The 12,766-nt window shown below is 62.8% G+C and carries 10 protein-coding genes; 4 read left to right on the forward strand and 6 right to left on the reverse strand.

Going from position 1 to position 12,766, the window contains the following annotated elements; genetic code table 11:
- Positions 1–95 precede the first annotated feature (95 nt).
- The 5 genes from RCO31_RS12500 to RCO31_RS12520 all read right to left on the reverse strand — a co-directional run bounded on the left by RCO31_RS12500 (position 96) and on the right by RCO31_RS12520 (position 6,251).
- Positions 96–1,703 (reverse strand): DHA2 family efflux MFS transporter permease subunit, encoded by a 1,608-nt coding sequence (locus RCO31_RS12500; protein WP_308968706.1) that lies wholly within the window; start codon positions 1,701–1,703, stop codon positions 96–98.
- A 31-nt stretch (positions 1,704–1,734) separates the two neighbouring features.
- A complete protein-coding gene (locus tag RCO31_RS12505; RefSeq protein WP_374991468.1) occupies positions 1,735–2,937 on the reverse strand; it encodes an HlyD family secretion protein in 1,203 nt (400 codons plus the stop codon).
- Positions 2,938–2,983: 46 nt separating this feature from the next.
- Positions 2,984–3,823 carry an alpha/beta hydrolase gene (locus RCO31_RS12510; RefSeq protein ID WP_308968709.1) on the reverse strand — a complete coding sequence of 280 codons (840 nt, stop codon included), beginning with the start codon at positions 3,821–3,823 and terminating at the stop codon, positions 2,984–2,986.
- Positions 3,824–3,938: 115 nt separating this feature from the next.
- Positions 3,939–5,537, reverse strand: coding sequence for an ATP-binding protein (locus RCO31_RS12515; protein ID WP_308968710.1), 1,599 nt, complete (start codon positions 5,535–5,537; stop codon positions 3,939–3,941).
- Between the two features lie 348 nt (positions 5,538–5,885).
- Positions 5,886–6,251: a response regulator gene (locus RCO31_RS12520; RefSeq protein WP_308968711.1), complete on the reverse strand. Its 366-nt coding sequence runs from the start codon at positions 6,249–6,251 to the stop codon at positions 5,886–5,888.
- Positions 6,252–6,485: 234 nt separating this feature from the next.
- Between RCO31_RS12520 and RCO31_RS12525 the strand changes: the two genes are divergently transcribed.
- The 4 genes from RCO31_RS12525 to RCO31_RS12540 all read left to right on the forward strand — a co-directional run bounded on the left by RCO31_RS12525 (position 6,486) and on the right by RCO31_RS12540 (position 11,853).
- Positions 6,486–7,094: a response regulator transcription factor gene (locus tag RCO31_RS12525; protein ID WP_308968712.1), complete on the forward strand. Its 609-nt coding sequence runs from the start codon at positions 6,486–6,488 to the stop codon at positions 7,092–7,094.
- Between the two features lie 194 nt (positions 7,095–7,288).
- A complete protein-coding gene (locus RCO31_RS12530) occupies positions 7,289–7,546 on the forward strand; it encodes a hypothetical protein (protein ID WP_308968713.1) in 258 nt (85 codons plus the stop codon).
- Positions 7,547–7,609: 63 nt separating this feature from the next.
- The gene (locus RCO31_RS12535) at positions 7,610–8,740 is read left to right on the forward strand and encodes an efflux RND transporter periplasmic adaptor subunit (protein ID WP_308968714.1); all 1,131 of its coding nucleotides are present in this window, start codon (positions 7,610–7,612) and stop codon (positions 8,738–8,740) included.
- Positions 8,737–11,853 (forward strand): efflux RND transporter permease subunit, encoded by a 3,117-nt coding sequence (locus RCO31_RS12540; protein ID WP_308968715.1) that lies wholly within the window; start codon positions 8,737–8,739, stop codon positions 11,851–11,853. The genes RCO31_RS12535 and RCO31_RS12540 overlap by 4 nt, the downstream gene beginning before the upstream one ends.
- A gap of 134 nt (positions 11,854–11,987) precedes the next feature.
- Here RCO31_RS12540 and RCO31_RS12545 read toward each other — a convergent pair whose 3' ends face one another.
- Entirely contained in the window at positions 11,988–12,764 is a 777-nt protein-coding gene (locus tag RCO31_RS12545; RefSeq protein ID WP_308968716.1) for a DUF3298 domain-containing protein, read from the reverse strand.
- Positions 12,765–12,766: the final 2 nt, after the last annotated feature.

Here is a 12,766-nt window from a genome sequence, read left to right on the forward strand (position 1 = left end):
ATGATTCTAGTGTCGTTTATGGATCAGAAATTCGCACGACGGACTCGCGGCAACGATGGTGCGAATTTCTGATCCACGACACTAGCGGCTGTTCATCAGTGGCTGGGGTGGCCCGCCGCGCCGTCGACGCCTCGTGTCAGGGCCACGGCGGCCGCCGCGAGGAGGAGCACAACGCCCACCACCGCGAATGCGTCACTGAAACCCATGGTGAGGGCCTGGCGCCTGACCAGATTTCCGAGCGCGACGATCGCCTGGTGAGCTGCGGCAGCGTGATCCGAAGCACCATGCGCCATGAAGTAATCGGTGAGCTGGGCAAGCCGCTCACGGACCAGTTCGCTGCCCGGCGTCACCGACTGTCCGATGATGTTGGAGTGAAATTGCTCGCGCTTCGTAACGACTGTCGCGAGGATCGCCGTGCCGATCGCGCCGCCGAGATTTCGCATCATATTCGATATGCCCGACGCCGCCGCCGCGTCCGCGGCGACAATGCCTCCTAGCGCCAGCGAAGACAGCGGCGTCAGCATCAAGGCCTGCCCGAGGGCACGAACGATGTTTGGAATGAAGAACTGATCGCCAGCATAGTCCGGCGACATGTGGATGTTCATGAAGGAGCTTGCGGCGAAAATCAGCAGGCCCGTCAACGCCACATATCGGACCCCGAAGCGCGCCATCAGCATGGGAACCAGCGGGATGAGCAGCAGCTGCGGCAAGCCGGTCCAGGCCAGCACCATGCCGATCTGCTCTGCGTTGTAACCCTGCACTTCGCCGAGATAGGCCGGCAGCAGGTACACCGATCCGTAAAGGGCGAAGCCGGCGAACGCAAAGGCCAGGGTGCCCAGGCCGAAGTTGCGCTGGGTCAGCAGCCGCAGCTTGACGAGCGGGTTCTGCACGCGCAGTTCGATCCAGACGAAGCAGACAAGACTGACTGCTGCTATGAGCGCCAGGCGGACGATGAAGGGCGAGGAGAACCAGTCGTCCTTGTTGCCTTCCTCCAGAACAGCCTGCAGGGAGGACAATCCGACCGCCATGGTCAACATTCCGAGCCAGTCGCCCTGCTTGAAGAGCCGCAGCTGCATCGGTTCCGGCTCGAGCGTGAGATAGAGCGCCACCACCATGACGATGGTGGGAACGACATTGACGAAGAAGATGGATTGCCAGCCATAGGTCTCGGTCAAGTAACCGCCGATGGTCGGACCGATCGCAGGTGCCACGGTGGCCGATAGCGCGAACAAGGCGAGACCGGTCGGTTGCTGTGCCTTCGGAAGCTTCGTCAGAACGAGCGTGAATGCCATCGGAATCAGCACGCCGCCTGCGAGGCCCTGAAGCCCGCGCATTGCGATCATCGCTCCGAGGCTGTGCGCGAATGCACATGCGACCGAGAACAGTGCGAACATGATGGCGCTGGCGATGATGTATCGGCGGAACGAGAATACGCGGCTGAGATAGTCGGTCATCGGAATCACGACGATCTCGCCGATCAGATACGACGTGGAAATCCACGAACCGTTGTCCACGCCGGTGCCGATACCGCCCTCGATGTCGAGCAGGGACGCATTGGTGATCTGGATGTTGAGCACCGCCATGAAGGCGCCGATGGTCGCCGCCAGGACTGCGATCCAGACTGCCGGCGAGGCGCGCTGCGTGCTCGCGGTCGGATCTGCACCAAGCCTCGGGCCCGGGCTGCTGATGGACATATCGGACATCTTTGCCTCCGCCGCGGGAGCTCAGGCCTGATCAATTGATGCCGCGTTCAGCGACGCGCGTGCTCGCTGCCTTGGTATCGATCGTCGGCGTGACGGACATGCCTGGCCGCAGCTGCGTGCTGAGCGGCTCATGCGGATCAAGGGCGATCTTCACGGGGATGCGCTGCACGACCTTCGTGAAGTTGCCGGTGGCGTTGTCCGGCGGCAGCAAAGCAAATTGCTGTCCGCTGGCGGGTGCGATGCTGTCGACGTGGCCATGAATGACGGCTCCGGGATAGGTGTCGACCTCGATGTCAACCGACTGCCCCGGCAGCACGTGGGTGAGCTGGGTCTCCTTGTAGTTGGCGACGATGTAGGTGCTGCCGATGGGAACGATGGACATGAGCTGGGTGCCGGCCTGGACATACTGGCCGACGCGCAGCGTGCGGTTTCCCACGACGCCATCAACCGGAGCGCTGATGGTCGTGTAACTGAGATTGAGCTCCGCCTGGCGCTGGGCAGCGAGGGTTGCGTCCAGGGTGGCATGTGCCTGCGCGAGGTCTGCCTTCAGGGCGTCGACCTGCTTGAGCGACGATACCACCGTGGCCTGATCGCGCTGCACGCTGGCGGTGGCGATGGCAAGACGCGATGCAGCCTGTTGGGCGTTCTGCGCGCTGCCGGAGCCGGTCGCGGCCAGATCGGAGTAGCGCCGGTTTTCCTGTCCAGCGAATGTCAGGCTGGCCTGATCGACGGCGAGTGCGGCGCGCGCCGCGTCGATTGCGGACTGCTGCATATCCAGGGCGGCCTGTTTTCCGGCGATCGCCGCCCGAGCCTGGGCGACGTTGGCTTTCGCCTGCTGCAGGGCGACGCTATAGTCGCGGTCGTCGATCCGGGCGACGACCTTGCCCTTCTTCACGGTCTCGTTGTCGGCGACGGACACATCGGAGATGTAGCCGGAGACTTTCGGCGCAATTGTCGTGTTGTCGGCCTGAACGTAAGCGTCATCGGTCGAGATTTCGAACCGGCCGACCGTCCAGTAGTGCCACCCGAACGAGATCGCTCCCGCGACAATTGCGGCGGCAGCGACGCCCATCAGCAGCTTTCGCGCGCGACGAACAGCCGTTGACGAGGTTCTGGGCGTCGCCTCGGATGAGGTGCCGCCAGCGTCGTCTGGCCGCGGCGGGACTCGTGTCTCCTTCAGGCTGGCGGGGAGGGGCGGAGGGGCCGCCTGGAGTGTCTCGACTTGGAGCGTCATTGAATTGCTCATGAATTCTGGACGAATGCTCTCGGCGAAGTGCGGATCAGGCCTGAGGTCGTCTCTTGCTCGCGCGGCTGATGCCTGTTTCGGGCTGTTTGCGCTGCCCCGCAGCCGCCAGGATCAGGTCAGCAATCGCCTTTGAATGAGAGACCATGGCGAGATGGCCGGCATCCAGCTCGACGGTCGTCGCCTGCATCCGCTTTGCGAGATAACGCTCGAGATCAGGTGATATCGTCTGATCCTGCTTGGAAACGGCATACCAACTCGGCTTGCTGTGCCACGCTGCAGTGGTGGTGCGCTCGCCAAACAACGCAGTTGAAGTGGGCTCCTGTTCGGCGAACAACGTCTTCGCTCGTCGCTGAGGAACGCCATTGGCAAAGTATTTCAGGAAGGCGTCTTCGGAGAGCGTGGTGAAGCCGCCGTATTCACGCACGCCCGCGCGTGCCGGCATCGTCGGAAAGGTCCCGGACAGTCCAACAAAATCTTCGCCGGCGTCGGGGGCGCGTGCCGCGACATACACAAGCGCGGAGACTTTCGGGTCGGTCCCGGCTTCGCTGACGACCGTGCCACCCCACGAATGGCCGACGAGAACGGTTGGACCGTCCTGCTGCGCCAGCACACGGCGCGTCTCGGCGACGGAGTCGCCCAGCGAGGTCAGCGGGTTTTGGACCGCGGTTACTTTCAGGCCGGCCGCCTGCAGGCGCGCGATGACATCACTCCAACTTGAACCGTCCGCCCACGCGCCGTGAACGAGCACCACGTTGTGAGCCTGCATTGGGGCTGGCGCGGAACCATCGGCCGCTTGCGCGGCGCCGGCGGCCGAAAGACCAAGAACGGCAGCAATCGTGCATTCTCTGACGAACTTACGCAGGGAACTGGGCATGTGCGTCTCCATGGGTTCAGGTCATGGCAAATAATGCGACGCGCCGATCGCACGCGCGATTGTACGTGCGGAGATTGAGCCCATCCGTTGGTATGAACAGCGTAGCGGTGTTAAGTCAGTGGCGACCGAGCGCGATCGCTGGCGTGGCGGCTTGCGGCAGCAGGACCGTGAAACATGCCCCGCCGCCGGCCGACTGACCGTTCACAGTGATGCTGCCGCTATGGGCTTCGATGATCGATCGGCTGATCGGCAGGCCGAGCCCCATGCCCCCTGACTTCGTCGTGAAGAAGCTGTCGAACAGCCGTTCCATATCGTCAGGCATGATTCCGGGGCCGTTGTCGGCGACGCTCACGGAAATGTGCTGGTCGGCGGCCATTCGCGAGGTGATGGTGATGCGCGGCCGCGCGACGCCGTGCTCGAGCATGGCCTGCACCGCGTTCACGATCAGGTTAGAGAGCACCTGCTGAATCTGGACCCGGTCCATCAGGATGTCAGGAAGATCCGGCGCGAGATCGAGGCGTATCACCACATCGTGTGCGTGCAGTTCGTGGCGAACGAACATCACGCTCTCGTCGATCACCGGATTGATCGCCTGACTGGTCCGCGCCAGCGTCTGCTTGCTCGCCATGTTGCGGATGCGCTTGATGATGTCAGCCGCGCGGCGTGCATCGCCGACGATCCGCCCCATCAGCGTTTGCGCTTCGCCGACGTCCGGCTCGGCTCGCGCGAGCCAGCGCTGCCCGGCTTCGCCGTTCGTTGCGATGGCGGCGAGAGGCTGGTTTATCTCGTGCGCGATCGATGCGGTGAACTCGCCCAGCATCGACAGGCGCGCCGCGTGGGCGAGGTCGGCCTGCATGCGGGCAACCGTGGTGCGGGCCTCGACCTGTTCGGAGATATCGATATGCGCGACCAGCGCCATCCCCCGCGCCCGGATCTCCGGTGGAGCGGCCATGCAGAACAGCGCATCGAACTCGCGCCCGTCGAGGGTGGGGACACGGATCTCGGCCTGGAAGCCAGGCTCGCGCCGGAAGCTGGTCTCCAGGCATCGGAAATAGATGTCATTCTTGCCGGGCCAGCCATCCCGCACCGAGCGCCCGACGAGATCATCGCGCTTGCGCGCGCCGAACATCTCCAGTCCCTTCTCGTTCACATCGACAATGGTGGTCGCCTCCATTGCCTTGCTGACGAATTCCGGATTTCTTTCGACATAGTCCCTGAGATCGTTCACGCCCTGCGCCCGCACTTCGCGCAACATCTCGTTCACCCGGCTCACGTCAAGGCACCAGAACGAGACCGCTGACACGTTCAAGAACATGCGGTAGCGGGCCTCGCTCTCCTCGAGGGCCTCGCGGATCTTCTGTCCGCGGACCAGCAGGGCCGTGGTGATCACGATTGCCGCGAGACTGATCAGGCAACGAAACGTCGCTTCGCTGACGCGCTCGTTGCCATGGTCGACCAGAAAGCCGGCGACCGCCAGCCCCATGCAGCCGGCGGCAATCAGCAACAGTCCGCGCCGATTGGCAAACTGGTTCGCAAGCAGCACGACGACGACGTAAAGGACGGCAATGGCGATTCCGAACGGCGAGAACGCGTCGACGATGAAGATCGCCAGTGCCAGCAACGCCGCCGCCGCCATCCATGCCGCGCGAACCGGCCACGCCTTTGACCTCTGACTTTCGTATGCCTCAGGGCCGCCGGTTACGCTGTTCGCCATGTCGAATGATCCGCCGCCGGTCTAGTGTCCCGAATTCGAAGTTCGCTATACTTTTGCAGCGAGCTCAGAGCGAACTTCGGATTCGATCAGGACACTAGCAAGTTACGATTCTAGTGTCGTTTATGGATCAGAAATTCGCACGATGGACACGCGGCAACGATGGTGCGAATTTCTGATCCACGACACTAGTGTCCCGAATCCGAAGTTCGCCATACTTTGCAGCGAGCTCAGAGCGAACTTCGGATTCGATCAGGACACTAGCAAGTTACGATTCTAGTGTCGTTTATGGATCAGAAATTCGCACGATGGACTCGCGGCAACGATGGTGCGAATTTCTGATCCACGACACTAGCTTCCGAGCGCGCTTTCGATGCAGTCCAGCAAGGCGACGGCAGCGAACGGTTTCATGAGCGGACCGTATGCGCCCGCTGCCGAAACCTGGGCGTCAAGCGAGGGGTGCGTCCGGCCCGTAATCATCACAACCGGCGTGTCGTCGTTGATCGTGTCGAGCCGTTTCTTCAGCTCGATGCCGCTCATTCCGGGCATGTGAATGTCGGAGACGATGCAGTCGACCTGGCCGATGTCGCTGCTTGCCAGAAAGCTTTCCGCCGATTCATGTCCGCACACGCTGTAGCCATGCGAGCGCAGCAATCCGGCCACCGCTGTGCGAAGCGAGTCGTCGTCGTCCACGATGGCAATGCGGGCCGTGGTCAATCTGCTTCCTTCCCGGACGCCGCACGGGGCGTCCCGTCGTCTCTTCTGCCAGCCTGCGCAGCCTTCCTCAAAATCGTACGCGGGATGCTATCGCCGGGCTGATCGGATCGCGATGAATTTATTTGATTTCTGTGCGCGCTTCAGTTGCACAAGGGTTTTGCTTCGTGGTCGACTGGTCTGATCCAGCCATACCAAAGGTTGATTTTCGGCCTGGCGTTTGCTGTGTTCCCGCCCATGGATACTGTGCATATTGTCGATGATGACGAGTCGATCCGGCTATCGCTTGATAGCCTGTTCCGTTCGGTCGGACTTGCGACCAAACTCTATGGTACGACCAGCGAATTCCTGACGGCCGCCAGGGGCGACGGGGCGTGCTGTCTGGTCCTCGACGTCCGTCTGCCTGGCCAGTCCGGCCTCGACTTTCAGCAGCAATTGGCCGAGGGCGGGACTCACATTCCCGTCGTGATGATGACCGGTCATGGCGACATCCCGATGAGCGTGCGGGCGATGAAGGCAGGCGCGGTTGATTTTCTCGCCAAGCCGTTTCGCGATCAGGAGATGCTCGATGCGGTGATGGCGGCGATCGAGAAGGACCGGGTCCGGCGCGCAGCGGACAAGGACCATACGGATCTTCGCGCGCGCTTCGAAACGCTCTCGCCGAGGGAGCGGCAGGTGATGGGCCTGGTCACGGCCGGCCGGATGAACAAGCAGATTGCCGGCGAACTCAATCTCAGTGAAATTACCGTGAAGATTCATCGCGGGGCGGCAATGCGCAAGATGGGCGCGCGAAGCCTGGCCGATCTGGTACGCATGGCCGAAGCACTGCATTTGAAGCAGGGCTGAACGCTCCTCACGTCGTGCTGCAGACGATTCGTTTCTTTGTTTCCGTGCCTGCTCGGGTCGAGACGACGCCGGGCCGGTGTTGCGAACGTTTAATCTTCTAAACTCTCGTTTAGGGCGACCAAACCCCAGTGTGATTGTTCCTCCGCGCTGCGCCGATAGCTTCGTCGGCCTTGATGCAACGAAGGAGAACATCAATGAGAGCCATCATTCTTGCAGCAGCAATCGCCGGTGCTTTGATCGGCCCGGCGCTGGCGAAGCCCGGCGAACCGATGAGGCATAACCGCTATGAGCATCACGCCATGAGCGCGCATCGCGTCATGAATGCACGCGCCGAGTTCGCGGCGCCGGATCCGTACGGCGTCTATATCGACGGACAGGAGATCGGACGCGATCCCGACGCAAACATCCGCTCGTCGTTGCGAAGCGAGTACTACGAAAATCAGGGCAACTGACGCATTCGACCGTGCGAGATCGCCGGCCACTGGCCGGCGGTTTGCCGGCGAGGGGGATTGCCGATGACGATAAAAGCGAAGCTGCTGCTGGCCGCGCTCGCGTTGATCGGCGCAGCCGGATACCTCGTCCATGCACGCGCATCGCGCGCAACGCCCGTCGCCTCGACCGAGCAGCCGGTCCCGGTGTCGCTGCTGACCGCGATGCGATCGAACTTTCCGGTGCTGCTCAAGGGGCTCGGCACCGTGCAGCCATTCAACACCGTGACGGTTCGCAGCCGCGTTGACGGCGAGATCGTCAAGATCGCCTTCCGCGAAGGCCAGACCGTGCAGCAGGGCGATCTGCTGGCGCAGATCGATGCACGGCCCTATCAAGCAACGCTCGACCAGGCGGTTGCCAAGAAGGCGCAGGACGAGGCGACGCTGACGAACGCCAAGCTTGATCTGCAGCGATATTCCACGCTTGCGAAGCAGGAGTTTGCGTCGCGCCAGCAGCTCGATACGCAGGTCGCCGCGGTCGCGCAGGATACTGCGCTGGCGCAGGCCGATCAGGCGGCGATCGACAATGCGCAGACGCAGTTGAGCTACACGACGATCAAGGCGCCGATCACCGGACGCGTGGGCTTCCGACTGGTCGACCAGGGCAACATCGTCAACGCCTCGAACCAGAGCGGCCTCGCCACGATTGCGCAAGTACGGCCGATCTCGGTGGTCTTCACGCTTCCCGAGCGCGAGATCGACCGCATCAACAAGGCGATGGCGCACGGCTGCGTGCCGGTCGCAGCCTTTACGACCGACGGCACACGCAAGCTGGCCGAGGGGACACTGACCGTTGTCAATAATCAGGTCGACACGACCACCGGCGTCATTCAACTCAAGGCGACGTTCGCCAACGAAGACGATGCCCTATGGCCCGGGCAGTCACTGTCGGTGCAGGTGCTGGTCGGAACGCTCGACAATGTCGTCGTGCTGCCGCAGTCGGCAATCGAGCGCGGCCAGCAAGGGCTCTGGACGTACGTGGTCGACAAGAACCAGCGTGCCGAGGCGCGGCCGATCCAGATCGGCGAGGCCGACAGCCGCAATGCCGTGGTTGTCGGCGGCATTGCACCCGGCGACCGGATCGTAACCGCCGGTCAGTACGGGCTGCAGGACGGCGCATTGGTGACGCCGAGGCCCGACCCCGGCGTGCGCCAATGAGCGAGGGCATTTCTTCCGCGTTCATCCGCCGTCCGATCGCGACGTCGCTGCTGATGGCCGGGATTCTGTTCGTCGGCATTGTCGCTTATCCGGCGTTGCCGGTGGCGCCGTTGCCACAGATCGATTTCCCGACCATTCAGGTGTCGGCATCGTTGCCGGGCGCGAGCCCGGATACCATGGCCTCGTCGGTGGCTCAGCCGCTTGAAACCCAGTTCACGCAGATCGCTGGCATCAGCGAGATGACGTCGACGAGCTCGCTCGGAACGACCTCGATCACGATCCAGTTCAATCTCGACCGCAACATCGATGCTGCCGCCAACGACGTGCAGGCGGCCATCAACGCCGCGGCCGGACAGCTGCCGAAAAATCTGCCGAGTCCGCCGAACTACCGCAAAGTGAATCCGGCCGACTCGCCGATCCTGTTGCTGTCGGCGACCTCTGCGACGTTGCCGCTGACCGAGCTGGACGACCAGGTCGAAACCAAGATCGCACAACAGATCAGCCAGGTCCCCGGAGTTGGTCTGGTGACGATCGGTGGCCAGCAGAAGCCGGCGATACGTATCCAGGTCGATCCGGCGAAGCTCGCCACCAAGGGCCTCTCGCTTGAGGATGTCAGGGCGCAGATTTCGGCGGCCACCGTCAACAGCCCCAAGGGGACCGTCGACGTTGCTCAGCGCAGCTACACGATCTACGCCAACGACCAGCTGCTGGCAGCGAAGGACTGGAACGATGTCATCGTCGCCTACCGCAATGGTGGGCCGATCCGTATCCGCGACATTGGCACGGCGGTGGCAGGTCCTGAGGACGACAAGCAAGCCGCCTGGGCCAATGGCACGCGCGGCATCTTTCTGGTTGTCTTCAAGCAGCCTGGCGCCAACGTGATCGACACGGTGGACCGTATCAAGGCGGCGCTGCCGCGGCTCAAACTGGCGCTGCCTCCGGCCATCAAGGTCGACATCGTCAGCGACCGCACCCAGACCATCCGTGCGTCTGTCGCCGACGTGCAGTTCACCCTCGGCATCACGATCGTTCTCGTCGTCCTCGTGATCTTCGCTTTCCTGCGGAACCTGTGGGCGACCATTATCCCGGGCGTGACTGTGCCGTTGGCGCTGCTTGGTGCCTGCGGGCTCATGTGGCTGCTCGGCTACAGCCTCGACAACCTGTCGCTTATGGCGTTGACGATCTCCGTCGGTTTCGTCGTCGACGATGTCATCGTCATGCTCGAGAATATCACGCGGCATATCGAGGAGGGCGTCGCGCCGTTCCAGGCCGCGCTGATGGGCGCCGGCGAAATCGCCTTCACGATCTTCTCGATCAGCCTGTCGCTCGTTGCGGTGCTGATACCGCTACTCTTGATGGGGGGTCTCATCGGCCGGCTGTTTCGCGAGTTCTCGGTCGTGCTGGCGCTGACGATCCTTGTATCCGCGCTGGTGTCGCTCACCCTGACGCCGATGATGGCGTCGCGCTTTCTCAAACCGGAGTGGGAGCAGCGTCATGGCCGGCTGTTTCGGGCGAGCGAGCATCTTTTCGAGAGAATGCTGAGCGCCTACGAGGCCGGCCTCGACTTGGCGCTCCGTCACCGGCTGGCGACGCTCGGCATCTTCCTGGCAACGACTGCGTTGTCCGCCTACCTGTTCACCATGATTCCGAAAGGCTTCTTTCCGCAGCAGGACACGGGTTTGATCACCGGCCAATCGGAGGCGGCGCAGGATATCTCGTTCACGGACATGGCGCGTCACCAGCAGCAGCTTGGCAAGGTTGTGCTGAGCGATCCGGATGTGGCGAGCGTCGCCATGAGCGTCGGCGGCAACGGTCCGATCAACCTCGGCCGCTTCTTCATTACGCTCAAGCCGCGCGACGAGCGGTCCGCGAGTGCCGACCAGATCATCGCCCGGCTCCGTCCACAGCTCGACAGGATCGAGGGCGCGCGCCTTTATCTGCAGGCCGCCCAGGATATACGTGTCGGCGGCCGCTTGTCGCGTACGCAATATCAGCTGACGCTGCAGGACGCGGACGTCGGTGAGCTCAACGCCTGGGCGGCGCGAATCCTCGGCAAGCTCAAGACGCTTCCCGAATTGCGCGACGTCGCGACTGACCAGCAGAACCAGGGTACGACGCTGACGCTTACGATAGATCGCGACCAGGCCTCGCGACTCGGCATCCAGCCACAGGTGATCGACGACACGCTCTACGATGCGTTCGGCCAACGGCAGGTCACGCAATATTTTACCCAGACGAACACCTACCGCGTGATCCTCGAGGTTCCGCCGGCGCAGCAAGGCATCGAAACCTTGAACACCATCTATGTAAAGTCGCCGTCGACCAATTCGAATGTGCCGCTGTCATCGTTCGTGCACTGGACGACGACGCCGGTGCAGCCGCTGTCAATCAGCCATGAGGGCCAGTTCCCGGCTGTCACGATCAGTTTCAACCTCGCGCAGGGCGTTTCGCTCGGCGAAGCAACCCGTGCGATCGATCAGGCGCAGCGGGAGCTCGGCGCACCGGGCGCGCTGTCTTTCACCTATCAGGGCACGGCCCAGGCCTTCCAGCAGTCGCTCGGCACCGTGCCGCTCCTGATCGCGTCCGCATTGGTGGTGGTGTACCTGATCCTCGGCATGCTGTACGAGAGCTATATTCACCCGCTGACAATTCTCTCGACGCTTCCGTCGGCAGCGCTCGGCGCCGTCGGATCGTTGATGCTCGGTGGTTACGACTTCAGCCTGATTGCGTTGATCGGCGTTATTCTCCTGATCGGAATCGTCAAGAAGAACGGGATCATGATGGTCGACCTCGCCATCAGTGGCGAGCGGGAGAAGGACCTGACCTCCGAAGAGGCGATCAGGCGCGCCGCACTGCTTCGGTTTCGTCCGATCATGATGACGACGATGGCGGCGCTGCTCGGCGCGGTGCCGTTGATGCTCGGCAGCGGCACCGGCTCGGAGCTGCGCCAGCCCCTCGGATGGGCGATGGTCGGAGGTCTGATCGTGAGCCAGGCCATGACGCTGTTCACGACGCCGGTGGTCTACATCTATCTCGACCGCGTCGCGGGCTGGCTCCGCGCCTCCGAGACGCCGGATGAGGAGGTCGACAAGCGCGAAAGATCGGCCGTTTAGAGCGCTTTCTGATTAGTTTGCATCGGAAAGCGCTCTAAACTCGTTTGTTTGGTCGCATTTTCTGCGGAAAACCGATGCCCACTTTTCCGGAAAATGCTTTGGCGCCGCTTACCAGCGCGCGGAGGCCGTCCGGCTCAGTTCACTGTCGGATCCTTCGGCTTGTCGCCGCCGAAGATGGCCTGGCCTTCCGGCGTCAGGTAGGGCTGCAGGATGCGCCAGGGTACGAAGGCTGTATACGCACCCTCGGCGTAGGCGCCGACCGCATAGGGCGAGTAGTGGAAGGTCAGGCCCGAGCTCTTGCCCGGTTCGGTCGACGGCTCGAGCACGACCGCGCCGATCTTGAACAGGCTCGGCTGCACGTTCTTGAACCAGTCGTTGTCGTTCACCTCGTACGTGCCGCGGTCCTTCTTTTCGACGATCAGCGAGGAGATGACGGCATTCTGGATTTCGACCAGAGCGCGACTGTTGTCGGCGAGATCGTTGAAGAAGGGGCGGATGCTGATGCGTTTCTTGGCCTGGTCGTCCCAAAGCACCGTTTCGAGCGTGGTGTTCGGATGCGCGCCGCCCGTATTGGTATAGTCGGTACGAAGGATGCTGATGTACCGACCTGCAACGACCGACGTCACCGCGTAGTCGCGCTCGAACGTCCAGCGCCGGCCGCCGCGGAACAGCTCGGGGGAATTCTGCCATTCGCGGTCCGCCTCGCGCCGCTCACGGTCCACCCACCGCTTGCTTTCGCCAAGGATGTTGACGGCCAGTTCGGGCTTCGCCTTGATCGCATCGTCCAGGGTGACGGTGATCTCGACGGCCTTGGTCCTGGTTGCGATCGCAGCCTTCGGGGCGGCTTGCGCGGGCAGGGTCGAGGTGGCGAGAATTGCAGCGACGATGCCGGTGGCAATCCAGCGCGGCACGA

The organism is Bradyrhizobium sp. LHD-71 (assembly GCF_031157255.1).
Lineage (GTDB): Bacteria > Pseudomonadota > Alphaproteobacteria > Rhizobiales > Xanthobacteraceae > P52-10.

Bases quoted from the DNA above. Each gene is read 5' to 3' on its own strand.
- RCO31_RS12515 (WP_308968710.1), bottom strand. From the start codon at position 5,537: ATGGCGAACAGCGTAACCGGCGGCCCTGAGGCATACGAAAGTCAGAGG.
- RCO31_RS12500 (WP_308968706.1), bottom strand. From the start codon at position 1,703: ATGTCCGATATGTCCATCAGCAGCCCGGGCCCGAGGCTTGGTGCAGAT.
- RCO31_RS12540 (WP_308968715.1), top strand. From the start codon at position 8,737: ATGAGCGAGGGCATTTCTTCCGCGTTCATCCGCCGTCCGATCGCGACG.
- RCO31_RS12535 (WP_308968714.1), top strand. From the start codon at position 7,610: ATGACGATAAAAGCGAAGCTGCTGCTGGCCGCGCTCGCGTTGATCGGC.
- RCO31_RS12505 (WP_374991468.1), bottom strand. From the start codon at position 2,937: ATGACGCTCCAAGTCGAGACACTCCAGGCGGCCCCTCCGCCCCTCCCC.
- RCO31_RS12510 (WP_308968709.1), bottom strand. From the start codon at position 3,823: ATGCCCAGTTCCCTGCGTAAGTTCGTCAGAGAATGCACGATTGCTGCC.
- RCO31_RS12530 (WP_308968713.1), top strand. From the start codon at position 7,289: ATGAGAGCCATCATTCTTGCAGCAGCAATCGCCGGTGCTTTGATCGGC.
- RCO31_RS12525 (WP_308968712.1), top strand. From the start codon at position 6,486: ATGGATACTGTGCATATTGTCGATGATGACGAGTCGATCCGGCTATCG.